Raw genomic sequence first — 21,619 nt, forward strand, 5'->3', positions numbered from 1 at the left:
CCTCGGCGGACACCTCAAGCGCAACGGCCCCCCCGGCTGGCAGACGCTGGCCCGCGGCCACGAAGCCCTCACCGCCGCTCTCGTCGGCTTCCGCGCCGCAACATGTGATCAATCTTGAGGAACACTTCGTCCAGCAGCTCGCGCGCCCCCGGAGCGACGGCAGGGCGACGCCCCGCCGCGCTCGGCGAGGGCTCCGCGACCGTCCCTCCTGGACACCCCACGAGCCCGCAGCGTGGCCCCACGTCCTTCCGCCTTGTCGCGCGCGGGAGGAGGCGCAAAGGTGCGCGAGACCGTCCGCCGCAAGGGAGAGACCGATGCGCAGCAGCAGGGCACTCTGGAGGCTCGCACCCGTCGCGATGCTGGCGCTCGCGTGCGGCACTCCCGAGACCCCGCTTGCGGGCGTCGCGACGGGCAACGGCGGTGGCCGCAGCGATGCGACCTGCGCCTCGGGCGACCTCGTCCACGCGCCCGCGCCCGTGGATGCGTACGGCCGGCACCTCGTCCCCATCGACCTCGAGCGCACCGAGGCCGCCGTCGTATTCGACGCCGCGGCGAAGCGCGCCCAGGCCGAGGTGCGCGTGGACTTCACCATGGGCGTGGAGGATGGGCAGCCCCTCTTCGACCTGCGCCAGCGCGTCTCCGAGGCCTGGCTCGATGGTGCGCCCGTGAACCCCGCGGCCTTCGTGGCGCACGACCTGGGCGGCGGGCGCGGCGCGCAGATGCTGGGCGTGGACGTGACCCTGCGCGCCTGCAGCCGCCACACGCTCGTGCTGCGCTATCCCATCGGGCGTCCGGACTCGCCCCGCGCGCGGCCTCCCGAGTGGAATGCGGAGGGCGGCCGCGTCGCGTGGGACTTCTATTTCACCGACCTCATCCCCGGCCGCTACCTGGAGATGTGGCTGCCCGCGAACCTCCTCTACGACCGCTTCGCGCTCTCGCTGGACCTCGAGCTGCGCAACGTGGAGATCGGCCACACGCTGGTGACCAACGGTCAGGTCGAGCGGCTCGGCGAGTCGCACTGGCACGTGGACTTCCCGCCCACCTTCACGGCCTTCTCGCCCATGGTGGTGCTCGCGCCCGCGGACTTCCTCGAGGCCTACGAGGGGCCGCTCACGCTCGTGCCCGGCCGGCAGGGGCGGCTCGCGCTGTTCCGCGAGCGCACCGTGCACGAGGAGCTGCGCCCCATCGCCAGCGACATCGCCGAATGGGTGGCGGAGTTCACGCGCTCCACCGGCACCTACGTGCACGACGACGCGCTCAGCGTGTACCTGTGGAGCGAGCCCGACCGCTCGATGGAGTACGACGGCGGCACCACCAGCAGCCGCGAGGCGCTCGAGCACGAGCTCTTCCACAGCTGGTACGGCCGCGGCGTGAAGCCCGCGCGCCAGGCGGACGGGTGGATCGACGAGGCCTGGAACGTCTACACCACCGACCCGCGGCGCGGCTTCCGGCAGAGCCCGCTGTGCCTCGGCGGAACGCCCGTGGAGCTCTCGCCGCAGAACCCGTGGACCCGGGTGACGGCCTACCTCGCCTACACGCGCGGCGCGCAGTTCTTCGGCACGCTCGCGGCGCTGCTCGGCGAGCCGGTGCTGCTCGAGCGCATGCGCGACTTCTACGCGCAGCACGCAAACCAGCTCGTCACCACGGGGCAGCTCGAGCAGTTCCTCGCAGGCACCGCGGGGGACGCGGAGCTCGCGGCCGCCTTCCGCCAGCAGGTGTACGGGGGCGCGGCGCCCGCGGACGAGCCCACCGCCTGCCTGCGCTGAGGCTCGGAGCGCCGGCTCATGTCGCTGCGCGCTTCGCCTTCTGGCGCGCCTTGCCGAAGCCCTCGTAGTGGCGCACGGCCTGCTCGCCCACGGCCTGCAGGGCCTGGTTGTTGAGGTAGGCGCTCACCGGGGCGGCCACGAGCGGCAGCGCGCGCCCCAGCGTCTTGAGCCCGCCGCGCGCGAGCACCATGCCCCCGAGCGTGCCCACCACCTTGGGGCCCGAGCGGGTGATGGGGCCTGCGCCGCTCGCGTAGCCGAACAGGTCCAGCAGCTCGGTGCGGGCGCGCTCGGTCTTGAGGTTCGCCTTGTAGAGCGTGGCCACGTCCACCAGCAGGGTGATCTGCAGGTAGGCCACCGCCAGCAGGTCCGCGGGCAGGCCGATGAGCCCGAACACGCCGCTCACCCCGCCCAGCATCCCCGCGAGCCCCTTCTTGTGGTCCACCAGCCGCTGCGCGAGCTCGCGCGTGCCGGCGGAGGGGTAGGAGGCCTCCAGCGCCGCGACCCGTGCGCGCGAGCGCAGGGCCTCGCGCTGCACGAGCGCGTGCAGCTGCACGTCGGACAGGCGCTTGAGCTCGCGCGGGTCCAGCAGCTTGAGGAAGGCGAGCCGCTCGGCGACGGGATCGAAGAGGGACATGGGTGTCCTATCTACGCACGCGCCGCACGCCGCATTGCATGCGCGGCGCGCTAGGCGATGCGGCGCTGGGGACCGGGCAGCTCCTCGTTGGGCCCGCCCGGCACGATGCGGTTCTGGCGGTCCACGAACACCACGGTGGGCTTCCAGCCGGGCAGCTCCGCCGCCTCCACCTCCGCGAAGGTGGCGAGGATGACCAGGTCGCCCGGCTGGTTCAGGTGCGCCGCCGCGCCGTTGATGCACACCACGCCGCTGCCGCTCTCGCCCTCGAGCGCGTAGGTCTCCAGGCGCGTGCCGCGGGTGACGTTCCACACCGCGACCTTCTCGTAGGGGAGGATGTCGGCGGCGCGCAGCAGGTCGACGTCGATGGTGACCGAGCCCTCGTAGTCCACGTCTGCGTGGGTCACGGTGGCGCGGTGGATCTTGGACTTGAAGAGGATGCGTCGCATGGTGGCTTCGGCCTTGGTCCCGGCCCCGGCGGTGGGGTCCGTGCGCCGCGAACCCTAACGCACCGGCGCCCCGGCTTCACACCCAAAGCAGGCGGGGGCGCCGGCGGCAGCCCGCTTGCTACCGGTATGCGTCAGTTGGGGCAGCCCCCGCCCGCAGGGGTCTGGAAGGCCTCGTCGTAGCTCGCGGCGCACTGCACCTGGCCTGCGCCGTCGTCGGCAATCGTGGTGCGCCCGCCCGCCAGCTGCGAGCCGCCCACCTGCACGCGCATCAGCGCCGCCGCCATCACCGTGCGCGTGGCCCCGGTGAGCTGGGAGGCGTGCACCTGCACCTGCAGCGTGTGGCCGGCCGGGTTCTCGCTGCCCAGCCCCACCGAGGACACCCGCTCGCCCTCGCTCGCGAAGCCCTGCAGCACGCTGCTGCGCACCTGCGCGCCCACCGAGTCCAGGTACAGCCCGGCGGCGTAGTCGCCCACGCTGCCCACCGCCTGCACTCCGTCCAGCGTCACCGCGGGCACGCTGCCCACGCCCGCGCGCCGGTCGATGGCGTACACGCCGTAGCTGCTGCTGTGCTCGGCCCCGCGCCCCAGCGCCGTCACCTGGCGCAGGGCGAGCATGCCCTCCTCCACGAAGACGGCGCGCACGGGGTGACCGCCCTGCGCGCTCGCGGTGGAGTCCACCAGCGCCGCGGCGCAGCCCTGGCAGCGCAGCCCCGCCACGTCTCCGGAAGCCGAGCTCGCCTCCAGCGTGAGCCGCGCGAGCGTGCCCGTGGCCCCGGTGAGCCAGGCGGCCGCGGTGAAGAAGCGGCCGTTGCGCGCGCGCAGCGCCACGTCCGAGAGCAGCAGGTCCGCCGCGCTCGAGCGCAGCGCGTAGGCCTGGGGCCCTCCGCCCGCGTCGTTCTCCACGGCGAGCGCGCGCAGCCCGGCGCCGGGCCCCTCCACCTGCAGCGCCGCCGCGTCCGCGCTGCTCGCGCGCAGCAGCGTGCTCGCTGCGCCCGCGCCCTCCAGGTGCACGTGCGCGGGCAGCACCAGCGGCTCGGCCCCCAGCGCGTACACGCCCGGCTCCAGCTGCACCCGCCAGGTCACGTCCCCTGCCGCGAGCGTGGCCGCCGCGCCGGGGCCACCGAGCTCCGCCAGCACCGTGCGCAGCGCGCGCCCGCTCTCCTCCGGGCTCGCCGCGGGGCTCACCACGCGGGTGCGCACGTAGGCGACGCCGCTGGGGCCCGGGGGGCCCGGGGGCCCCTGGGGACCGGCCACGCCCTGAGGTCCCTGCGGCCCGGGGGCTCCGTCATTGCCGGCCACCGAGGTGCGCAGGCCGTCGCCGCTGCTGCAGCCGGCGCCGAGGCCGGCCAGGACGACCGTGAGGACGGCGGCGGAGAGGGCGCGCATGGGCACTCCAGAGGGCTGCGGGTATGCAGCGAGATACGGACACCTTGCCTGCCTGCCAAGCGGGGGACCTGGATCCCGGCTTTCCCCGAGCTTCAACGTTCAGCAGCGGGCAGCGCAACTGTCCGCCCCCAACGCGCCTAGCGGCTGAAGCTCAGGTGCTGGCTGAAGGCGAGCGGCACGCCGGCGCCGCCCGAGAGCACCTTGCCGTCGAAGGCCACGTCGGCACTGCCGCTGCGCAGGGCCGCGGCGGCGCTCGCGGCGTGCAGGAAGTTGATCGTCACCGGCAGCATCACCTCGCGCGCCGCGCCCGCGCCGAAGCTGCCCAGGTCCCCGGTGGCCACGTTGCCCACGTTGGCGCCCGCGATGCGCAGCGCGCCGGTGAGCCCGTTGATGGGCAGCGCGAAGGCGTTGCGGTTGGTGATGGTGAGCGGCAGCTCCACCGTGGCGCTGGTGAGCCCCAGGCTCTTGATGCGCGGCGTGGAGAGCGCCACCTGCGGCAGCTTGGGCACCGCGAAGCTGCCCTCGTGCGCGAGCGGGAGGCTGACGATGCCCACCGGCGTCTGCAGGCCCAGCGAGCCTTCCGCGCGGTAGGCGGCCTGGTCCTTGGTGAAGAAGGTGCTGAGCACCGGCACCACGTCCGCGAACTTCACGCTCGCCGGGAACACCAGCTCGCTCGAGCCGTTCGCCGCCAGCTTCATCCCGCTGGGCGGGGTGCCGGCCACCATCTGCCGGCCCTCCACGAAGAGCGCGTAGCTCACCTGCGCAAGGTCCAGCCCCACCGGGTTGGGGTTCTCCACGTCGTACACGAGGTTGAGCGTGGCCCCCGAGAGGCTCACCGCGCCCAGGTCCGCGCGCTTGAAGGTGAGGCGCGGGCGCTGGAAGGCGCCGGCGAGCACCGAGTTGAGGCCTGCGCAGCCCGCGAGCGTGAGCAGGCAGGTGGCGGCGGTGAGCAGCAGGGCGCGGCGGCGGAGGGACGGGTTCATGGTCGACATGGCGTGGTGTCCCGGACGTGGGCCGGGGCCTCGGGATTCAACCACCCGGCCGCCCCGCGTGCCCGCGCGAATCGCGCGCGCGCTCCGACCGTGGAATGCTAAGTCGCCTGCTTGCTCACGCGGGCCTACACGCCCCGTGCACGGGAGAGTCTGGTCGATGCCCTCTGGAACGCGCCCGCTGCACCTCCTCCTGTGCCTGCCACTGCTGCTGCTCGCTGCCTCGTGCACGCGCTCGGCCGAGGCCCCGCGCCGCACGCTCGCGCTCGCCCCCTGCAAGCTCGAGGGGCTGAACACGCCCGCGCAGTGCGGCACGCTGGAGGTGTGGGAGGACCGCGCGGCGAAGCGCGGGCGCAAGGTGCCCCTGCGCGTCGCGGTGGTGCCCGCGCTCGCAGCGAGCCCCGAGCCGGACCCGGTGTTCCTGCTCGCCGGCGGCCCCGGCCAGGGCGCGGTGGACCTCGCGGGCACGGTGATGCCCCTGCTCGAGCGGCTGCGGCGCGAGCGCGACCTCGTCTTCGTGGACCAGCGCGGCACCGGCAAGAGCCGCCCGCTGGACTGCGACACCGACCCGCCGGACGCGGGCCTCAGCGCGCGCTACGCGGACACCTTCGACCCCGAGCCCCTGCGCCGCTGCCTCGCCGGCTACGACGCGGACCCGCGCCTCTACACCACGCCCCTCGCCATGGACGACCTGGACGAGGTGCGCGAGGCGCTCGGCTACGCGCGCATCGACCTGTACGGCGTCTCCTACGGCACGCGCGCCGCGCTCGTGTACCTGCGCCAGCACGGCGAGCACGCGCGCGCCGTGGTGCTCGACGGCGTGGCGCCCATGGGCCTCCTGCTGCCGCTCTACATGGCGCGCGACTCGCAGCGCGCCCTGGACCTGCTCTTCGCCCACTGCGCGAAGGACGCGCACTGCGCGCGCGCGTATCCCAATCTCAAAGAGCGCTTCGAGGCGCTGCTCGCGGGCCTGCGCCGCACCCCTGCGAAGACGCGCGTGGCCCACCCGCTCACCGGCGTGGAGGAGGACGTGACCATCCCCTTCGACGCCTTCGTGGGGGGCCTGCGCGGGCTGCTCTACATGTCCGAGGCCACCGCGCTGGTGCCCCTGGTGGTGGACCGCGCGGAGAAGGGGGACTGGGCGCCCTTCGTCGCCGTGACGGCGGGGCTGCAGGACGGCTTCGCGCAGGGCCTGAGCCTGGGCATGTTCTTCTCCGTCGTCTGCAGCGAGGACGCGCCCTTCATCACCGAAGAGGCCATCGCGCGCGAGGGCCGCGGCACCTGGGCGGGCGAGGGCTTCGCGCGCAAGCTCTTGCGCGGCTGCGAGGTGTGGCCGCGCGGGAAGGTGCCCGAGGACTACCTGAAGCCGGTGAGCTCGCCGGTGCCGGTGCTGCTGCTGAGCGGCGAGCTGGACCCGGTGACCCCGCCCTCCTGGGGCGAGGAGGCCGCGCGCCACCTGCCGCACAGCCTGCACGTGACGGTGCCCGGCGTGGGCCACAACACCCTGGTCATGGGCTGCGCGCGCAGCCTCATGGCGGACTTCATCGTGAAGGGCAGCGTGGAGGGGCTGCAGCCGCGCTGCGACCCGTCCCTGGGACGCCCGCCCTTCTTCACCTCCTTTGCCGGTCCCACTCCCTGAGAGCCTGAGGCGCCCCCCGCGATGATCGACGTGAAGAGGCTGCACAAGCGCTTCGGCAAGGTGACGGCGGTGGAGGAGGTCTCCTTCCGCGCCGAGGACGGCGTGGTGACGGGGCTGCTGGGCCCCAACGGCGCCGGCAAGACGACCACGCTGCGCATGCTCTACACGCTGGTGCGCCCGGACTCGGGCACCGCGAGCGTGGACGGGCACGACGTGGTGCAGGACCCCATGGAGGTGCGCCGCCGCCTCGGCGTGCTGCCGGATGCGCGCGGCCTCTCGCCGCGCCTCACCCCGCGCGAGCACGCGCGCTACTTCGGGCAACTGCACGGCCTCGAGGGCAAGGCGCTGGAAGCGCGGGTGGGGGAGCTGGTGGAGCTGCTGGACATGAAGGACATCGCGGACCGGCGCGCCGAGGGCTTCAGCCAGGGCGAGCGCATGAAGGTGGCGCTCCTGCGCGCGCTGGTGCACGGGCCGCAGAACGTGCTGCTGGACGAGCCCACCAACGGCCTGGACGTGATGAGCACGCGCGCGGTGCGCACGCTCATCCAGGGGCTCAAGGCGCAGGGGCGCTGCATCGTGTTCAGCAGCCACGTGATGCAGGAGGTGGCGGCGCTGTGCGACCGCATCGTGGTGGTGGCGCGCGGCCGGGTGGTGGCCGAGGGCAGCCCCGCGGAGCTGCGCGCGCGCACCGGCAAGGACAGCCTGGAGGAGGCCTTCGTGAGCGTCATCGGGACGGACGCGGGGCTCGCGTCATGAGGCAGCTGCGGGCGGTCCTGGGCAAGGAGCTGAAGGACCACGCGCGCGACCGGCGCTCGCTCACCAGCGCGCTGGTGGTGCCGCTGTTCGGCCCCTTCGTCTTCGGCGTGCTCTTCACCATGATGGCCGGCTGGTACCGCCAGGACCGGCCGCTGGAGCTGCCGGTGGTGGGCGCCCAGCACGCGCCCCACGTGGTCGCCGCCCTCAAGCGCGCGGGCGTCACGGTGGTCGACCCGCCGCAGGACTACGAGGCGAAGGTGCAGGACGGCACCCTGGACGCGGTGCTGGTCATCCCGGAGAAGTTCGCCGAGCGCTTCAGCGCGGGGAAGACCGCGGACCTGCAGCTGGTGGTGGACAACTCGCGCCAGCAGGGGCGTGGGCAGGTGAAGCGCGTGGAGGCGGCGCTGCAGAACTACGCGAGCGTGCTCGGCGCGCAGCGGCTGTTCGCGCGCGGGGTGAGCCCCACGCTCGCCGCGCCCATCCACGTGGAGGAGCTGGACCTCGCGACGCCGGAGAAGACGGCGGCGAGCCTGCTCAACATGATCCCCATCTTCCTCATCATGGCCGCCTTCGTGGGCGGGATGAACGTGGCCATCGACGCGACGGCCGGCGAGCGCGAGCGCGGCTCGCTCGAGCCCCTGCTGCTCAACCCCGTGCAGCGCGGCAGCGTGGTGGTGGGCAAGTGGCTCGCCACCGTGCTGATGGCCTGCGCCGCGGTGGGCGTGTGCCTCACCGCCTTCATGGGGGTGGTGCACCGCGTGCCGCTGCAGGACCTCGGCATCAAGGCGCACTTCGACGCCGTCACGGCCGCGGGCGTGCTGCTCGCGGTGCTGCCGCTCACGCTCGCCGCGAGCGCGCTGCAGATGACGGTGGCCACCTACGCGCGCTCGTTCAAGGAAGCGCAGACCTACCTGCAGCTCTTCCTCTTCATCCCCACCGTGCCGGGCTTCGTGCTCGCCTTCAACCCGGTGAAGCCCGCAGGCTGGATGTACGCGGTGCCCGCGCTCGCGCAGCAGCTGCTGGTGGGGGACGTGATGCGCGGCGAGCCGCCGAGCGCCCTGCGCTTCGGGCTGGGGCTCCTGGGCTGCCTCGCGCTCGCGGCCGTGGGGCTGCTGCTCACCACCCGGCTGCTCTCCGACGAGCGCATCGTGTTCGGGCGCAGCAGCTAGGGCTGGCACGTCCACAGGTGCGCGAGCACCGCGGCGTGGCCGAGCCCCGGCCGCGTCGCGTGCACGAGCGCGCCGTGCACGTAGGCGGCCGCCGCCTCGCAGGCCTCGGGCATCGCGAGGCCGCGGCACAGGTTCGCCGCCACCGCGGAGGCGAGCGTGCAGCCGGTGCCGTGGCCCTCGAGGTCGAGCCGCTCGTGGCGCAGCTCGCGGCGCACCTGCGCATCTCCGTAGCGGTCCACCATGGGGCCACTGCCCGGCAGGTGGCCGCCCTTGAGCAGCGCCGCGCGCGCGCCGAGCGCCAGCAGCGCCTCGAGCGCCGCGTCCGCGTCCTCGGCACTCTGGATGCGGCGGCCCAGCAGCCACTCGGCCTCGGGGATGTTCGGGGTGACGAGGCTCGCGCGCGGAAGCAGCCGGGTGCGCAGCGCCTCGTGCGCCGCGGGCTCCAGCAGCCGCGCGCCCGAGGTGGCCACCATCACGGGATCCACGACGAGCGGCAGGTCGGCGTGGGCCTCCAGCGCGTCCGCCACGGTGTGGATGACCTCCGCGTTGGCGAGCATGCCCAGCTTCACCGCACCCACGCGGAAGTCCGCGAAGAGCGCGTCCAGCTGCGCGCGCAGGAAGGCGACCGGCGGCACGTGCACCGCCGTCACCCCGCGGGTGTTCTGCGCGGTGAGCGCGGCGATGGCCGAGAGCCCGTGCACCCCGTGCGCGGCGAAGGTCTTGAGGTCCGCCTGGATGCCGGCGCCCCCGCCCGAGTCCGAGCCGGCGATGGTGAGGGCCGCGACGGGCCGCGAGTCGGGGGCGTTCATGGCGGCGCAGTGTGCCAGCGCCCTCCCGCTCCGAGGAGCCGCAAAGTGCGGCCTGGGTGCGCGCTCTCCCTACCCGCGCGAGGGCCGCCTGTGGCCGCTCGCCTGCTCCGGGGGTCTCCGAGGACTCACTTTTTCCCGGGCCCCGCGCTCGGGCACAGTCCCGGTGTCTCCGCCATGCTCGAGCCGCTCGCCGCCCCCCCGCCCTCCGCCCGCACCAAAGGCTTCGTGCTGGAGAGCCTCTTTCGCGGGCTGCAGGTGCAGGGCGGCTTCCTCGATGACCTGCGCCAGGCGGGCTACGACCCCTTCCGGCCCGAGGTGAGCTACGGCACCCAGGTGATGCGCCGCTGCCTCGACGTGGCCCACCGCCACCTCTTCCCCACGCTGAGCAAGGAGGAGGGGCGGCGGCAGCTGGGGCGGCGCTTCGTGCAGGGCTTCGCCGAGACGCAGCTGGGCAAGATGGTGGTGTCCGGCCTGCCGCTCATCGGCCCGGTGCGCTACCTGCGCCGCTTCCCCGAGCACGTGAAGATGGACGCGCGCGAGGAGGCGCGCGTCACGGCCGTGCAGCTGGGCGAGCGCAGCTTCCGCATGGAGTTCCGCGGCGATGCCTTCCTCACGCCGGACTTCATGAGCGGCGTGCTCGAGGAGGGGCTGCGCCTCACCCAGGTGGAGCCCACGCTGAGCGCCGAGGCCCGCGGGCGCGGCGACTTCGACCTGCTGGTGAGCTGGTAGCCGAAAGCGGCGTCGGGGCATGGCGCGGGGCGCTCGTGCGGGGCTAGAAGCGCCCCCCATGCTCCTCCTGGACCCCGCCGCCGCCCCTGCCCCGGAAGTCGTACTGCCCCCCGTGCCCGCCTCCGTCGCGGACGCGAGCGGCACGCCGCGCTTCGGCACCTACGCCGGGGAGCTCGCGCGCGTGGACCTCGGCGCGCTCTCCGGGCGCTGGGCGCTGCCGCTCGCGCTGCGCCCCTTCAAGCGCAAGCGCTGGCTGTACAGCTTCGTCGCCACGCAGGAGGTGATTGCCTTGAGCGCCGTGGTGGACCTGGGCTACGGGGCCAACGCCTTCGCCGTCGCGTACGACCTGAAGGCGCGCCGCGCACTCGCGGACCTCTCCATGCTGGGTGTGCCCGGAGTGCTCTCGGCCGTGGGGGACTGCCCCGCCGAGGGTGCCCACGCGCGCTTCGACACGCTGGGGGCGCGCCTGCGCGTGCGCCGCGAGGCGGGCGCGAGCGAGTACGGACTGGAGGTGTCGGCGGCCGGTGTGCGCACGGGCTCGGGGCCGCTGCGGCTGAGGGCGCGCCTGCACACGCAGGACGCCGCGCCCGCGCTCACCGTGGTGGCGCCGGTGGAGGGCGACGGCCGGGTGAACGTGACGCAGAAGCGCAGCGCGCTGCTCACCTCCGGCACGCTGGAGGCGGACGGGCGCACCTGGTCGCTCGAGGGCGGGGTGGGCGGCATGGACTACACGCAGGGCTACCTCGCGCGGCACACCGCGTGGCGCTGGGCGTTCGCCGCCGGAAGGCTTCCGGACGGCACGCCCGTGGGGCTGAACCTGGTGGAGGGCTTCAACGACTCGGCGAGCGAGGCGAACGAGAACGCGCTGTGGGTGGGCGGGCGGCTCTTCCCGCTGTCCCGCGCGCGCTTCGGCTACACGCGCGGGCAGCTGCTCGAGCCGTGGACCGTGCGCACCGAGGACGGCGCGGTGGACCTGCGCTTCGAGCCCCTGCACGTGCACCGCGAGGAGAAGAACCTCAAGGTGGTGGTGAGCCACTTCGCCCAGCCGCTGGGGCTCTTCACGGGCACGCTGCGCGTGGGCGGGCGCACGCTCGAGGTGAGCGCTCTCCCGGGCGTGACGGAAGAGCAGGACATGCGCTGGTAAGGTCCCCTCTCCCTCTGGGAGAGGGTGAGGGAAGTGCGCAGTGCTACCGTGCGTCCCATGCTCCCTGTCCTGTTGCTCGTCGCCCTCGCCGCAGAGCCGCGCCCCTTCGAGACCACCGCGCTCTCGGTGGACGTGGACTTCACCTGCCGCACGCACGTGACGCGCAGCCTCGTGCTCACGCCGGAGACCCAGGCCCTCCTCGAGGTACCCAAGGGCTGCCCCGACGCGGGTCGCGCGTGGCGCCTCATGCTGCAGTGCCGCGAGGGCCAGTGCACGGGCGCGGTACTCGCGGAGGCGGGAAGCATCGCGCGCGTGCACGGGCCGCAGGGGAGGCTCTCCGTCACGCCGCTTGCGAAGGAGCACCCGGCCACGCTCGAGCGCCTGCGCGTGCGGGTGACCTCGCAGCAGTCCCTTCACGTGGAGGCAGAGGACCTGCGTCAGCGCCCACTCGAGCTGCGCTTCCATGCGGCCCCCTACAGCGTCTCGTACACGGTGGACACGGTGATGACGGAGGTGCCCACCCCGAAGCGAGGCTCGAACGCGCGGCTGGTGGTGCAGGCGGAGCGCGCGGACCTGGACCACGCGCGCGTGCGGGTGTGGAACGAGCGGCAGGAGCTGCTGGTCGAGCGGACGCTGCGGTTCGAGGAGCCGGTGTCACTCGACTGCGCACGCAGCGCCGGCTGGTGCACGGGGGAGGCGGAGCTCTCGGTGCGTGAGGCACACCCGCGCTGAAGACGGGGAATCCCGGAGAGCAGCCGAGCGCCCGTGCCTTGCGATTGCGGGCAGGCGCTGATACCTGCGGCGCCGTGGAGATCTACCGAGAGTTCACCTTCGAGTCCGCGCACCGGCTGCCCCACGTTCCGGAGGGGCACAAGTGCGCGCGCCTGCACGGCCACAGCTACCGCGTGCAGGTGCACGTGAGCGGGCCGGTGGGCGAGCAGAGCGGGTGGATCATGGACTTCGCCGAGCTGCGCGAGGCCTTCGCCCCGCTGCTGGCCCAGCTGGACCACTACTACCTCAACGAGATTCCGGGCCTCGAGAACCCCACCAGCGAGAACCTCGCGCGGTGGATCTGGCGCCGGCTCAAGCCCACGCTGCCGCAGCTCTCCGCCGTGCAGGTCCGCGAGACCTGCCTCTCCGGCTGCATCTACCGCGGCGAGCACGAGTAGCGCGCGCTCAGCCCATCGACATCGACCCTTATCCGCTGCCTTCCTGAAGAAGGCAGCGGGAGGACGCGGGCCTACGCCTTCACGAGCTCGATGGGCTGGCCCTCGGGCACGTGGTCCATCGCCGCGCTGTTCATGCAGTAGCGCAGGCCCGTGGGGGGCGGGCCGTCCGGGAACACGTGGCCGAGGTGCCCGTCGCAGCGCGCGCAGCGCACCTCGATGCGGATCATCCCGTAGGAGGTGTCGCGGATCTCCGTCACCGAGTCCTGCGACACCGGCTTCGTGAAGGAGGGCCACCCGGTGCCCGACTCGAACTTCTCGCCGCTCTTGAACAGCGGGTTGTGGCAGCCCGCGCACACGTAGGTGCCCGGCGTCTTCGTGCCCAGGAAGCAGCCCGTGCCAGGGCGCTCGGTGCCGTGGTGACGCAGCACCTGGTACTGCTCGGGCGTGAGGCGCTGCTTCCACTGCGCATCCGTCAGGACCAGCTTGTCGGCCATGGTTTCCTCAGGGAAAGGGGGAAGGGGTGTCGGAGCGGTACGCGCGAGCGGCGCGCCGGTTACACACTAAGCCGCCCGTGCCCGCGCAGCAGCCCTTCCAGCTTGCGCCGCGCGCGCTCCGTCAGCCCGTAGCTCGCCCACTCCTCTTCCAGCAGCTCCAAAGTCCCGTGTCCGCTCACGAAGCCGTTGAGGCGCGCGGCCACCGTGGACTCGCGCAGGGCCTCGTCCGAGTAACCCGCGAGCTCCTGCAGAAGGTCCGCGTGCCGGCGCAGCGCGTACTTCTGGTGGTAGTCCTCCGCCGGGCAGAAGCGCCCGAGCGGCTCCAGCGCCGTGAGCACCCGCTTGCCCAGCGAGCGCTCGACCTCGTCGCGCGTGCGACGCGCAGTCGCCTCCTGCTCACTTCCCGCGTACCAGAGCGCCGCGCGGTACTGCTGCGCGTACGCCGGGCGCTGAGGACGGTGCGCCGCCCAGAAGTGGCCGAGCACTTCCGCGTAGGACATCCGCGAAGGATCGAAGTCCACCTGCAGCGCCTCGGTGTGGTCGCCGAGCGCGTGGTACGTGGGGTCCGCGAGCGTGCCGCCCGTGTAGCCCACGCGGGTGCGAACGACTCCAGGGAGACACCCGAACCGGGCGTCCGGGGTCCAGAATCACCCGACGGCGAAGGTGGCCGTCTCCACGCGCGGGGGCTGCTGAAGGTCCAGGGGCCGGGTCATGGGCGAAGCTCCGGTGAGGCGAGGTCTGGGGAGAACGCGTCCCACGCCGGGGCTGTTCCACGGGGCTGCGAAGCATCCACGCCCGCGCGCTCGCGCCGCGCCAGCGCCTCCAGCTCGAGCACCGCGCGGTCGGTCCGCTGCTCCGCGCGCAGGGTCTCCGCGAAGCGCCGTGCCGCGGCCCGGAACTGCGGCTCGGACAGCAGGCGCTGCAGCTTCCGGCGCAGCCGGGCGGGCGAGCTGCCGGGCGAGGCGGTCAGCCCTGCGCCCAGGGCCGCGGCACGCGCAGCGTTGTCGAGCTGGTCGCGCCCCAGCGGCACCGAGAGCACGGGCACCCCGTGCGCGAGCGCCTTGATGACGCTCCCGTGCCCACCGTGGCACGCCATCAGCGCCGCCTGGGGGAGCACCGCGGCGTGGGGCACGGAGCTCACCGTCACCACGTTGGGTGCGGAGGGAAGCTCGCGGGGTGTGAGCTGGCCTCCCGTGGTGACGAGTGCGCGCACGGGCAGCGGCGCCACGGCCTCGATGAGGCGGGCGGTGGGGCCCTGCTGGTTCTGGAAGGTGGAGCCGAGCGAGACGAGCACCAGGGGCCGCGCATCCCCGGGCTCCCACGGCGCGCTCGAGCGCTCTGTCCAGGCCGGGTCCTCCAGCTCGGGGCCCACGTACACGGCGTTGGGCGGGAGCCGCACCGGGAAGTCGAAGGCGGGGCTGGTCTGCACCAGGAGCCGGGTGGCGGTGAGCCACTGCTCGTAGAAGTGGGCGAGCGGCCGCAGCCCGAGCGCGCTGCGCTGGGCGTTGAGCCGCGCGAGCCCCCCGCGGTCGAACATGCGGGTGAGCATGCGCCAGAGCAGCCGGTCCCGCGTGCGCCCCAGCAGGCCCGGATGCGGGCGGAGCCCGAGCCCTATCGGCACCGCGCCTCCGACCGGGAGCTGGAAGGGGGTGTGCACGAGCACGGCGTACGGAAGGCCGCTGCGCTCGGCGGCCGGAAGCGCGCCCAGCACGAGGAAGTCCACCACCGCGGCATCCGGCCGGAGGTCCGCGAGCTGCTCGGCGGCGTCGCGCGTGTAGCGCGAGAGCGGGCCGAAGAAGAGGTGCTCGCCGAGGCGCGCGAAGCGCTGGGTGGGGCTGCGGCCCTCCCAGTCCCGCACGAGGTCCCGCTCCCGGCTGCGCATGTCCTGGTGGGGGGCATGGCGGAAGGGCGCGAAGTCACAGCCTGCGCGCTGCGCGCCCGCGGCGAGCGACGGGTCACCCAGCACCCGCACCTCGTGGCCGCGCGCGACGAGCCGCCGCGCCACCGCCAGCTGCGGGGGAACGTTGCCCCCGCCCTCGATCATCACGAACAGGAACCTGCTCATCGCGTCCTCCTGGGGCCGGGCGAGCCCCCGTGCCGAACTGCTGCTGCAGCGCGCGCACTGCGTCCCGGATGAGCGACGTGGCCACCGCGCGCGAGTGGCCGAGGTCCTTGCGGTACAGCTTCCAGAGGTAGAAGTCCGTGGCGCCGAAGAGCAGCGCCAGCCTCCGCGCCCGCTCCGCTGGCGCCACGCCGCCGAGCTCCGCCGCGAACACGCGGGAGATCCACTCGCGGTGCAGCGCCCGCGCCGCCTCCATGCCTGCCGCCACGGCGGTGAATTGGTCCTCCTGGCACAGCGCCCGCCAGTTGAAGTCGCAGACGCGCTCGTAGCTCGCCGCGAGCTGCAGCAGCGCTGCGTCCACGCTGGAGGGCAGTGCCTGCGTGCGCTCCGCGCGCACGCGGCGCTCCGCCTCGCGACCCGCCGCCGCGAAGAGGCCCTCCTTGGAGCCGAACTTGCGCAGCACCGTCTGCAGCGCCACGCCCGCCTCGTCGGCGATCTCCTGGAGCGTGATGTCCGCAAAGGGCTCGCGGCTGAAGAGCGCGAGCGCCGCGTCCAGCACCGCGAGCCGCGTGCGCTCGGCCGCCTCGGCCCGGGCCACCATGCGATAGGCGCGCTCTGCTTTCATGTCAGTATCATTGACATGAAATAGGACGCCCACCACTGCCCTGGCGTCCCATCCCGCGGGACGCGCCGCAGCCGCCCCGTCCGCCCACCGATGGCGCAGCCGAGCGGCTGGAGGGCCACGCTCCACGCCCCGTGTCCATCGCTGCCGTTCCCGGTTGCTGCGCGCGCCCAGGCCCCGCACAGTCCGCCCCATGGACCCGAAGGACCGCACGCACGTGAGCAAGTTCCTCAGCCTCGTGCTGCGGCATGACCCTGCGGCGCTCGGCGTCACGCTGGATGCGCAGGGGTGGACGGACGTCGAGGCGCTGCTCGCGGCACTGCATGCTCAGGGCCGGGTGCTCTCGCGCGAGGCGCTGGAGGAAATCGTCGCGACGAGTCCCAAGCAGCGCTTCGCCCTCAGCGAGGACGGCAGGCGCATCCGCGCGAACCAGGGCCACTCGGTGGAGGTGGACCTGGGCCTTGCGCCCGCAGAGCCCCCGGAGACGCTCTTCCACGGCACCGTCGCGGCCGTGCTGGAGGCCATCCGCGCGCAAGGGCTGGTGCGCGGGCAGCGCCACCACGTGCACCTGAGTGCGGACGAGGCCACGGCGCGCAGCGTGGGCGCGCGCCGCGGCAGCCCCGTGCTGCTGCGCGTGCGCGCGGGCGAGATGCACCGCGACGGCCACCCCTTCTTCCGCTCGGAGAACGGGGTGTGGCTCACCGACGCGGTGCCGCCGCGCTACCTCGACCTCCCCTGAGCGCGCGCTACGAGTGCGCCGCGGGCTTCGCCTCCAGCGCCTGCACGCCGGGCGAGGCCTCCTCGATGGGCTCGCCGTCCGGCCCCAGCACCACGGGCTTCATGCCCAGCTTGCGCTCCACGAGGCTGTGGCCCGCGTACACCAGCGGCGTCAGCCCGATGGCGACGAGCAGCTTCACCGCGTAGCTGGTGAGCACGATGGAGACGATGGTCTTCGGCGTCAGCACGCCCCACCAGGCCACCACCTGCACCACCACGGTGTCGATGAGCTGGGAGATGACGGTGGAGCCGGTGGCGCGCAGCCAGAGGAAGCGGTTCTTGCTCAGGCGCTTGAGCGCGTTGAAGACGGCGATGTCCGCGAACTGCCCGATGAGGTACGCGAGCATGCTCGCGCCGAGGATGCGCTGCGAGCCGTTGAAGACGTTGTCGAAGCTGCTGCGCACCGTGCCCGTGTAGTCGGGCGCCTGGGTGAAGGGGGCCCAGGGGAGCGGGAGCGCCGCCTGGATGGTGGCGAAGGCGAACAGCGCCATCCCGAAGCCCACCCAGGTGACGAAGCGCGCGCTCTTCTTGCCGTAGAACTCGTTGAGGATGTCCGTGAGCAGGAAGGTGATGGGGAAGGGCAGCATTCCCACGCTCATCACCGCCACCACGCTGCCCAGGTGCACCTCCACCAGCTTGGGGCTGATGATGTCGCCCACGCACAGCGCCACGACGAACACGCTGGTGAGCACCACGAAGAGCTGAATCCGCTTGTCCAGTTGCATGTCGTCCTCTGCGCGCCCCGGCTACTCGCGCAGCATCAGGCCGCCGTCCACCACCAGCTCCGCGCCGGTGGTCCAGGCTGCGCCCAGCAGGTACTGCACGGCCTCGGCGATCTCCTCTGTACGGCCCACGCGCCCCAACGGATGCAGGTTGGCGAGCCCCGCCAGCTGCGCCACCTCGCGCTCCGCCCGCGCGGCCCCCTCGGGCGGCGCCTCCCCGGGTGCGAGCCGCAGCGTGCGCACCAGCTCCGTGTTCACCACGCCGGGCAGCACGGCATTGGCCCGCACGCCCCGGGGCGCCCCCGCGAGCGCGAGCACCCGCATGGCCTGCAGCAGCCCCGCCTTCGCCGCGCTGTAGGCCGCGCTGGTGAGGATGGGCCGGCGCGCGAGCGTGGAGGCGATGAACACCATGCCGCCGCCGCGCGGCAGCAGCTCGAGCGCCTCCTCGCCCAGGCGCAGCGGCGCGACCAGGTTCACCTCGAGCTGGGCGCGCAGGGCGCCGTCGTCGATGTGCCCCGGCGGCTGGTGCACCACCATGCCCGCGCTGTGCACCAGGCCGTCCAGCTCGCCCATCGCCTCGCGCGCGCGCTGCACCAGGCCCTGGCGCTGCGCCGGGTCCGAGAGGTCGCAGGGCAGGGCGAAGGCGCGGCCCGGGAAGCGCGCGGCCACGGCCTCGAGCGGCGCGGGCCGCCGCCCCACCAGCGCCACGCGCCCGCCCGCGGCCATGAGGCGCTGGGCCACCGCGAGCCCGATGCCGCTGCCGCCGCCGGTGACGAGCACCGCGCGGCAGCCGGGAGGGGGCAGCCCGCTCACGAGCGGCCCTCCGGACGCGCCGTGTCCTCGTGCACGTAGTAGCTGGTGCTGGGCTGCGGCTGCAGCCCCGCCGCGGGCGCCTCCACCTCCACCTCGTCGCCGGGGATGAAGGGCGGGCGGTCCACGCAGAGGATGGTCTGCTCGGTGTCGCCCGGGTTGTCGTAGCGGTGCGGCAGGCCGTGCGGCCAGCGGAAGGCGGAGCCGCGGCGCACCGGGGCGCCCTGCAGCTGCAGGCCCGCGCCCAGCACCAGCTCGCTCTCCTCCATCACCCGGTGCACGTGCGTGGGGATGGTGCCGCCGGGGCGCACGCGCAACCGGTAGATGCCGTAGCCCGTGCCCTCGTGGATGATGTCCACCTCGCCGAAGCCCTTCGTCTCCAGCGCGTACTGCATCTCCTCCGCGCGCCGGTGCACCTGCAGGCTGGGCATGGACTGGCCGCCCAGCGCGCGAGGCTTGGACAGGCGCAGGCTGACGGCCTGCACGCGCGCGCGCGGCGCATCCTGCGTGGGGGGCGCGAGGATGTAGCGGCACAGGGCCTCGGCGGCGCTCTCGAGCAGCTCGAAGCGGCAGGAGTCCAGGATGAAGCGCAGCTCGCCGGAGAGGCGCGCGTAGTTCACCGTGTCCGTCACCTTGCCGCTGCGCGCGGCCGCGCGCGAGTCGAGGAAGAGCGCGACGTCCAGCTCGAGGGGCTGCGGCCGCAGGCGCTCGGCGCTGTACATCCCGATGATGCACTCCACCGTCAGGCCGTGCAGCTCGATGACGTCCAGGGGCCGGCCCTGGGCGTCCAGCACGGGCGGGTGCAGGGCTCGCTCGCTCACAGCTGTGCGCTCCTTCCGCCGTCCACCGCGAGCACCTGGCCGGTGATGTACGTGGTGTCCTTCGCGAGGAACACCACCGTGCGCGCGATGTCCTCCACGCCGCCGGTGCGGCCCATGGGGATGCGCGCGAGCACCTCTTTGCGCTGGGCCTCGTCGAAGTCCTCGGGGAAGAGCACGGTGCCGGGGCTGATGCCGTTCACCCGCACGTGCGGGGCGAGCTCCGCGGCGAGCGCGCGGGTGAGCATGAGCAGCGCCGCCTTGCTCACGGAGTAGTGCGCGTACTGCGGCACGGGGCGCTCGCCGCCGATGTCCGTGAGGTGCACCACCAGCGGCGCGGGCGCGGCCTTCAGCGCGGGCAAGAGGCCCTGGGTGAGGAAGAAGGGGGCCTCCACGTTCACCGCCTGCATGTGGCGGTACTGCGCGCGGGTGACGGTGGCGAAGGGGGCGCGCTCGAAGAGGCCGGCATTGTGCACGAGCACGTCCAGCGCGGGGTAGCGCGCGAGCAGCTCCCGGGCGAGCGCGTCCACCGCGTCCGGGCTGCTGAGGTCCGCGGTGTGGAGGCTGACGCGGGTGCCCGCGGCGCGCAGCTCCTCGGCGAGCGCCTCGAGCGGGGCGACGGAGCGGTTCGCGTGCAGCGCGAGGTCGTAGCCGGCGCGGGCGAGGGCGCGCGCGATGGCGGTGCCGATGCGCACGCCGGCGCCGGTGACGAAGGCGGTGGCCATGGGCCCCTCCCTTAACAGGCCCGCCCCAGCGCGGCTAGGTGGCCCGCCGGCCCGGCCGGGCCGGCAGAGGGGAGTGGCGGGCGCCCGCGGACCTGTGACACTGGCAGTCATGCCCACCCTCACCCTCACGCTCTCCTCCCACCCGCTGGCCGTCTGCCGCCTGGAGCCCGGGGCGCCGGTCCCCGCCTGGGCGACGCAGGGGCCGCTCTTCAGCGTGACGCGCACGCCCGAGGAGCTCTCGGTGGTGTGCATCTACGGGGACGTGCCGGAGGGGGTGAAGCGGGAGGGCCCCTGGGCGGCGTTCAAGGTGGAGGGGCCGCTGGACTTCGGGCTCACCGGCATCCTCGCGTCCCTCACCGCGCCGCTCGCGAGGGACGGCATCCCGGTGTTCGCGCTCTCCACCTACGACACGGACTACCTGCTGGTGAAGGAGGAGCGGCGCGAGGCGGCCGCGGCGTCCCTGCGCGGCGCGGGCTTCAGCGTGAAGACGTGAGGCGAAGCGCGTGCAGGAGACCCAGAGGGGAACCTGGCGGAGGTGTGCTCAGGGGCCGCTCACCGCCTGCGCGGCGTGGCTGGTGTGCACGAAGAGCAGTCCGTCATACGCGGCGGCCGGCCGCACCGACTGGAGCGGAAGCAGCTCGGAGAACACCGCGCCCACCTCGCGGGTGTACAGCGTGTCGTAGAAGAAGTCGTGCACGGGTCCCTCTGACGGGAGCGCGCGCAGATTCAGCGCGAAGAGGGGCACGCCTGCGCTGGCGAGCTTCGCGTCCAGCGTGGCGGAGGGCGTGGCCGCTACGGTGTGGACGGCGAGGGCACTGCCCTGCTCAGCGGGGAGCCGGGCACGGAAGCTGCCCTCGCTGAAGGCAAAGCCGTAGACGGAGAGCTGCTCGCCCAGCGCGTCATCCAGGTACCAGCCCATGGGGTGGTAGCCGCGGGAACCGCGGCTCACGTGGAAGTTGTGCGCCCACAGGACCATGCGTCCCTGGGGACCCTCCTGCTCCAGCAGCCACAGGGCATTCTCCGCCATCGCCTGGTCACGCAGGACAACGGCCTCCGCGTCGTCTCGCCGCGTCAGCGCCAGGAACTGCGCGAGCACGCGGGCGTGCCGCGTGGCCCACAGGTACGCTTGCTCTCCCGCAGTGGCCACGTACGAAGCCCGCCGCTCCACCAGCCGCTGCTCCAGCGCATCCACCGGCGCCACGAGCGCCGCGGCCTCGGCCTGGCGCCCCGAGGCATCGACACTCACCCAGGGATACTGGCGCTCCAGCGGTGTGAGCCACCCACGCACCTCCTCGAGCGCGTCCGGATCCACCTGCTCGAGGTAGGCCTGCAGCGCGCTCGCCGAGGCCGCGCTGTACTGCATGTCCACCCCGTAGAAGTGCAGCTTGCGCGCGTGCGCCGGGTCCTGGTTGTAGGCGCGCATCCACTCGATGAGCGCGAGCACCTCCTCGGTGTTCCACGTCCAGAAGTAGAGCCCGGCGAGCGCCGCCGCGGCGCTGCCCTTGCCGTGCACCACGTAGTCGTCCACCGCGAGTGCCTCGCCGAAGTTCGCCTCGATGGCGAAGGCCGTGAAGCCCTGCTCCAGGACGAGGTACTCCAGCAGCCGGTGCTTGAGCTGGAAGAACTCGCGCGTGCCGTGGGTGGCCTCGCCCAGCGCCACCACGCGCGCGCCCGAGAGCTGCGGCGCCAGAGGGGCGAGGTCCGCGAAGCCCTGTCCTGCCTCCACGCCGCTGAGCGGCAGCGCCGTCTCCCGCACCCAGGCCGAGACCGGGTCGGGGCCCGCGTCCGGCTGTTCCTGCGGTGAGGGCGGCGTGCTGCAGGCGCTTGCGGCGAGCAGGAGAAGGAGACGACACCAGCGGAGGGCGTGGCGCATGGAGGCCTTCCTGGAGAGGGCGGACAGCGCGGGCTTCCTTGAAGTCCTCCCTCAATGCGGCAGGGCCCCCGCGCATATCGC

24 protein-coding genes are annotated in these 21,619 nt (G+C 73.6%); 10 read left to right on the top strand and 14 right to left on the bottom strand.

What is annotated here, in order from left to right:
* Positions 1-314 precede the first annotated feature (314 nt).
* Complete coding sequence (locus tag FGE12_RS03820; protein ID WP_153864898.1) at positions 315-1,766, top strand: hypothetical protein; 1,452 nt, start codon at positions 315-317, stop codon at positions 1,764-1,766.
* Between the two features lie 16 nt (positions 1,767-1,782).
* On the opposite strand, the gene FGE12_RS03825 is transcribed toward FGE12_RS03820, so the two are convergent.
* From FGE12_RS03825 to FGE12_RS03840, 4 genes are all read right to left on the bottom strand, one after another.
* Complete coding sequence (locus tag FGE12_RS03825) at positions 1,783-2,400, bottom strand: EcsC family protein (protein WP_153864899.1); 618 nt, start codon at positions 2,398-2,400, stop codon at positions 1,783-1,785.
* Between the two features lie 50 nt (positions 2,401-2,450).
* Entirely contained in the window at positions 2,451-2,846 is a 396-nt protein-coding gene (gene panD / locus FGE12_RS03830; RefSeq protein WP_153864900.1) for an aspartate 1-decarboxylase, read from the bottom strand.
* 131 nt (positions 2,847-2,977) lie between these two features.
* Positions 2,978-4,231 carry a hypothetical protein gene (locus FGE12_RS03835; RefSeq protein ID WP_153864901.1) on the bottom strand — a complete coding sequence of 418 codons (1,254 nt, stop codon included), beginning with the start codon at positions 4,229-4,231 and terminating at the stop codon, positions 2,978-2,980.
* A gap of 137 nt (positions 4,232-4,368) precedes the next feature.
* Entirely contained in the window at positions 4,369-5,223 is an 855-nt protein-coding gene (locus tag FGE12_RS03840) for an LEA type 2 family protein (protein WP_228530567.1), read from the bottom strand.
* Positions 5,224-5,380: 157 nt separating this feature from the next.
* Here FGE12_RS03840 and FGE12_RS03845 point away from each other — a divergent pair, with 157 nt between their 5' ends.
* Genes FGE12_RS03845 through FGE12_RS03855 form a run of 3 tightly spaced genes read left to right on the top strand, consistent with a single transcriptional unit; the run spans position 5,381 to position 8,784 of the window.
* On the top strand, positions 5,381-6,859 hold the full coding sequence (locus FGE12_RS03845) for an alpha/beta hydrolase (protein WP_153864902.1): 1,479 nt from the start codon (positions 5,381-5,383) through the stop codon (positions 6,857-6,859).
* A 21-nt stretch (positions 6,860-6,880) separates the two neighbouring features.
* Positions 6,881-7,615, top strand: coding sequence for an ATP-binding cassette domain-containing protein (locus FGE12_RS03850; RefSeq protein WP_153864903.1), 735 nt, complete (start codon positions 6,881-6,883; stop codon positions 7,613-7,615).
* Entirely contained in the window at positions 7,612-8,784 is a 1,173-nt protein-coding gene (locus FGE12_RS03855; protein WP_153864904.1) for an ABC transporter permease, read from the top strand. Before FGE12_RS03850 ends, FGE12_RS03855 begins: the two co-directional genes overlap by 4 nt.
* Here the strand turns inward: FGE12_RS03855 and thiD are convergent.
* Complete coding sequence (gene thiD, locus FGE12_RS03860; RefSeq protein ID WP_153864905.1) at positions 8,781-9,593, bottom strand: bifunctional hydroxymethylpyrimidine kinase/phosphomethylpyrimidine kinase; 813 nt, start codon at positions 9,591-9,593, stop codon at positions 8,781-8,783. The genes FGE12_RS03855 and thiD overlap by 4 nt on opposite strands.
* Before the next feature lie 174 nt (positions 9,594-9,767).
* On the opposite strand from thiD, the gene FGE12_RS03865 reads away from it, so the two are divergent.
* The 4 genes from FGE12_RS03865 to queD all read left to right on the top strand — a co-directional run bounded on the left by FGE12_RS03865 (position 9,768) and on the right by queD (position 12,635).
* On the top strand, positions 9,768-10,322 hold the full coding sequence (locus FGE12_RS03865; RefSeq protein ID WP_153864906.1) for a DUF2378 family protein: 555 nt from the start codon (positions 9,768-9,770) through the stop codon (positions 10,320-10,322).
* Positions 10,323-10,380: 58 nt separating this feature from the next.
* On the top strand, positions 10,381-11,466 hold the full coding sequence (locus tag FGE12_RS03870; RefSeq protein WP_153864907.1) for a DUF2804 domain-containing protein: 1,086 nt from the start codon (positions 10,381-10,383) through the stop codon (positions 11,464-11,466).
* A 57-nt stretch (positions 11,467-11,523) separates the two neighbouring features.
* The gene (locus FGE12_RS03875) at positions 11,524-12,198 is read left to right on the top strand and encodes a hypothetical protein (protein ID WP_153864908.1); all 675 of its coding nucleotides are present in this window, start codon (positions 11,524-11,526) and stop codon (positions 12,196-12,198) included.
* Positions 12,199-12,272: 74 nt separating this feature from the next.
* Entirely contained in the window at positions 12,273-12,635 is a 363-nt protein-coding gene (gene queD / locus FGE12_RS03880) for a 6-carboxytetrahydropterin synthase QueD (protein WP_194797563.1), read from the top strand.
* Between the two features lie 71 nt (positions 12,636-12,706).
* Here the strand turns inward: queD and msrB are convergent, their stop codons facing one another.
* The 4 genes from msrB to FGE12_RS03900 all read right to left on the bottom strand — a co-directional run bounded on the left by msrB (position 12,707) and on the right by FGE12_RS03900 (position 15,816).
* Positions 12,707-13,129 (bottom strand): peptide-methionine (R)-S-oxide reductase MsrB, encoded by a 423-nt coding sequence (gene msrB, locus FGE12_RS03885; RefSeq protein WP_153864909.1) that lies wholly within the window; start codon positions 13,127-13,129, stop codon positions 12,707-12,709.
* A gap of 59 nt (positions 13,130-13,188) precedes the next feature.
* Complete coding sequence (locus FGE12_RS03890) at positions 13,189-13,722, bottom strand: peptide-methionine (S)-S-oxide reductase (RefSeq protein WP_153864910.1); 534 nt, start codon at positions 13,720-13,722, stop codon at positions 13,189-13,191.
* Positions 13,723-13,838: 116 nt separating this feature from the next.
* Positions 13,839-15,194 carry a glycosyltransferase gene (locus tag FGE12_RS03895; RefSeq protein ID WP_153864911.1) on the bottom strand — a complete coding sequence of 452 codons (1,356 nt, stop codon included), beginning with the start codon at positions 15,192-15,194 and terminating at the stop codon, positions 13,839-13,841.
* Positions 15,085-15,816: a TetR/AcrR family transcriptional regulator gene (locus tag FGE12_RS03900; RefSeq protein ID WP_194797564.1), complete on the bottom strand. Its 732-nt coding sequence runs from the start codon at positions 15,814-15,816 to the stop codon at positions 15,085-15,087. The genes FGE12_RS03895 and FGE12_RS03900 overlap by 110 nt, the downstream gene beginning before the upstream one ends.
* Before the next feature lie 190 nt (positions 15,817-16,006).
* On the opposite strand from FGE12_RS03900, the gene FGE12_RS03905 reads away from it, so the two are divergent.
* A complete protein-coding gene (locus tag FGE12_RS03905) occupies positions 16,007-16,552 on the top strand; it encodes an RNA 2'-phosphotransferase (RefSeq protein ID WP_153864913.1) in 546 nt (181 codons plus the stop codon).
* Positions 16,553-16,559: 7 nt separating this feature from the next.
* Here the strand turns inward: FGE12_RS03905 and FGE12_RS03910 are convergent, their stop codons facing one another.
* The 4 genes from FGE12_RS03910 to FGE12_RS03925 are packed head-to-tail and all read right to left on the bottom strand — an operon-like array spanning position 16,560 to position 19,665.
* Positions 16,560-17,315, bottom strand: coding sequence for a queuosine precursor transporter (locus FGE12_RS03910; RefSeq protein WP_153864914.1), 756 nt, complete (start codon positions 17,313-17,315; stop codon positions 16,560-16,562).
* 21 nt (positions 17,316-17,336) lie between these two features.
* Entirely contained in the window at positions 17,337-18,125 is a 789-nt protein-coding gene (locus FGE12_RS03915) for an SDR family NAD(P)-dependent oxidoreductase (RefSeq protein WP_370458878.1), read from the bottom strand.
* The gene (locus FGE12_RS03920) at positions 18,122-18,943 is read right to left on the bottom strand and encodes a dihydroneopterin aldolase (RefSeq protein WP_194797565.1); all 822 of its coding nucleotides are present in this window, start codon (positions 18,941-18,943) and stop codon (positions 18,122-18,124) included. The genes FGE12_RS03915 and FGE12_RS03920 overlap by 4 nt, the downstream gene beginning before the upstream one ends.
* Complete coding sequence (locus FGE12_RS03925) at positions 18,940-19,665, bottom strand: SDR family oxidoreductase (RefSeq protein ID WP_153864915.1); 726 nt, start codon at positions 19,663-19,665, stop codon at positions 18,940-18,942. The genes FGE12_RS03920 and FGE12_RS03925 overlap by 4 nt, the downstream gene beginning before the upstream one ends.
* A 109-nt stretch (positions 19,666-19,774) precedes the next feature.
* Between FGE12_RS03925 and FGE12_RS03930 the strand changes: the two genes are divergently transcribed.
* The gene (locus FGE12_RS03930) at positions 19,775-20,158 is read left to right on the top strand and encodes an ACT domain-containing protein (RefSeq protein WP_153864916.1); all 384 of its coding nucleotides are present in this window, start codon (positions 19,775-19,777) and stop codon (positions 20,156-20,158) included.
* Positions 20,159-20,206: 48 nt separating this feature from the next.
* Here FGE12_RS03930 and FGE12_RS03935 read toward each other — a convergent pair whose 3' ends face one another.
* Entirely contained in the window at positions 20,207-21,538 is a 1,332-nt protein-coding gene (locus FGE12_RS03935) for an erythromycin esterase family protein (protein WP_153864917.1), read from the bottom strand.
* Between the last annotated feature and the right edge of the window lie 81 nt (positions 21,539-21,619).

The organism is Aggregicoccus sp. 17bor-14, assembly GCF_009659535.1.
Classification (GTDB): domain Bacteria; phylum Myxococcota; class Myxococcia; order Myxococcales; family Myxococcaceae; genus Aggregicoccus.

What these genes read in the sequence shown, in the direction of transcription:
- FGE12_RS03820 (WP_153864898.1), top strand. Translation starts at nt 315, where the DNA reads ATGCGCAGCAGCAGGGCACTCTGGAGGCTCGCACCCGTCGCGATGCTG.
- FGE12_RS03825 (WP_153864899.1), bottom strand. Translation starts at nt 2,400, where the DNA reads ATGTCCCTCTTCGATCCCGTCGCCGAGCGGCTCGCCTTCCTCAAGCTG.
- panD (WP_153864900.1), bottom strand. Translation starts at nt 2,846, where the DNA reads ATGCGACGCATCCTCTTCAAGTCCAAGATCCACCGCGCCACCGTGACC.
- FGE12_RS03835 (WP_153864901.1), bottom strand. Translation starts at nt 4,231, where the DNA reads ATGCGCGCCCTCTCCGCCGCCGTCCTCACGGTCGTCCTGGCCGGCCTC.
- FGE12_RS03840 (WP_228530567.1), bottom strand. Translation starts at nt 5,223, where the DNA reads ATGTCGACCATGAACCCGTCCCTCCGCCGCCGCGCCCTGCTGCTCACC.
- FGE12_RS03845 (WP_153864902.1), top strand. Translation starts at nt 5,381, where the DNA reads ATGCCCTCTGGAACGCGCCCGCTGCACCTCCTCCTGTGCCTGCCACTG.
- FGE12_RS03850 (WP_153864903.1), top strand. Translation starts at nt 6,881, where the DNA reads ATGATCGACGTGAAGAGGCTGCACAAGCGCTTCGGCAAGGTGACGGCG.
- FGE12_RS03855 (WP_153864904.1), top strand. Translation starts at nt 7,612, where the DNA reads ATGAGGCAGCTGCGGGCGGTCCTGGGCAAGGAGCTGAAGGACCACGCG.
- thiD (WP_153864905.1), bottom strand. Translation starts at nt 9,593, where the DNA reads ATGAACGCCCCCGACTCGCGGCCCGTCGCGGCCCTCACCATCGCCGGC.
- FGE12_RS03865 (WP_153864906.1), top strand. Translation starts at nt 9,768, where the DNA reads ATGCTCGAGCCGCTCGCCGCCCCCCCGCCCTCCGCCCGCACCAAAGGC.
- FGE12_RS03870 (WP_153864907.1), top strand. Translation starts at nt 10,381, where the DNA reads ATGCTCCTCCTGGACCCCGCCGCCGCCCCTGCCCCGGAAGTCGTACTG.
- FGE12_RS03875 (WP_153864908.1), top strand. Translation starts at nt 11,524, where the DNA reads ATGCTCCCTGTCCTGTTGCTCGTCGCCCTCGCCGCAGAGCCGCGCCCC.
- msrB (WP_153864909.1), bottom strand. Translation starts at nt 13,129, where the DNA reads ATGGCCGACAAGCTGGTCCTGACGGATGCGCAGTGGAAGCAGCGCCTC.
- FGE12_RS03895 (WP_153864911.1), bottom strand. Translation starts at nt 15,194, where the DNA reads ATGAGCAGGTTCCTGTTCGTGATGATCGAGGGCGGGGGCAACGTTCCC.
- FGE12_RS03900 (WP_194797564.1), bottom strand. Translation starts at nt 15,816, where the DNA reads ATGAAAGCAGAGCGCGCCTATCGCATGGTGGCCCGGGCCGAGGCGGCC.
- FGE12_RS03905 (WP_153864913.1), top strand. Translation starts at nt 16,007, where the DNA reads ATGGACCCGAAGGACCGCACGCACGTGAGCAAGTTCCTCAGCCTCGTG.
- FGE12_RS03910 (WP_153864914.1), bottom strand. Translation starts at nt 17,315, where the DNA reads ATGCAACTGGACAAGCGGATTCAGCTCTTCGTGGTGCTCACCAGCGTG.
- FGE12_RS03925 (WP_153864915.1), bottom strand. Translation starts at nt 19,665, where the DNA reads ATGGCCACCGCCTTCGTCACCGGCGCCGGCGTGCGCATCGGCACCGCC.
- FGE12_RS03930 (WP_153864916.1), top strand. Translation starts at nt 19,775, where the DNA reads ATGCCCACCCTCACCCTCACGCTCTCCTCCCACCCGCTGGCCGTCTGC.
- FGE12_RS03935 (WP_153864917.1), bottom strand. Translation starts at nt 21,538, where the DNA reads ATGCGCCACGCCCTCCGCTGGTGTCGTCTCCTTCTCCTGCTCGCCGCA.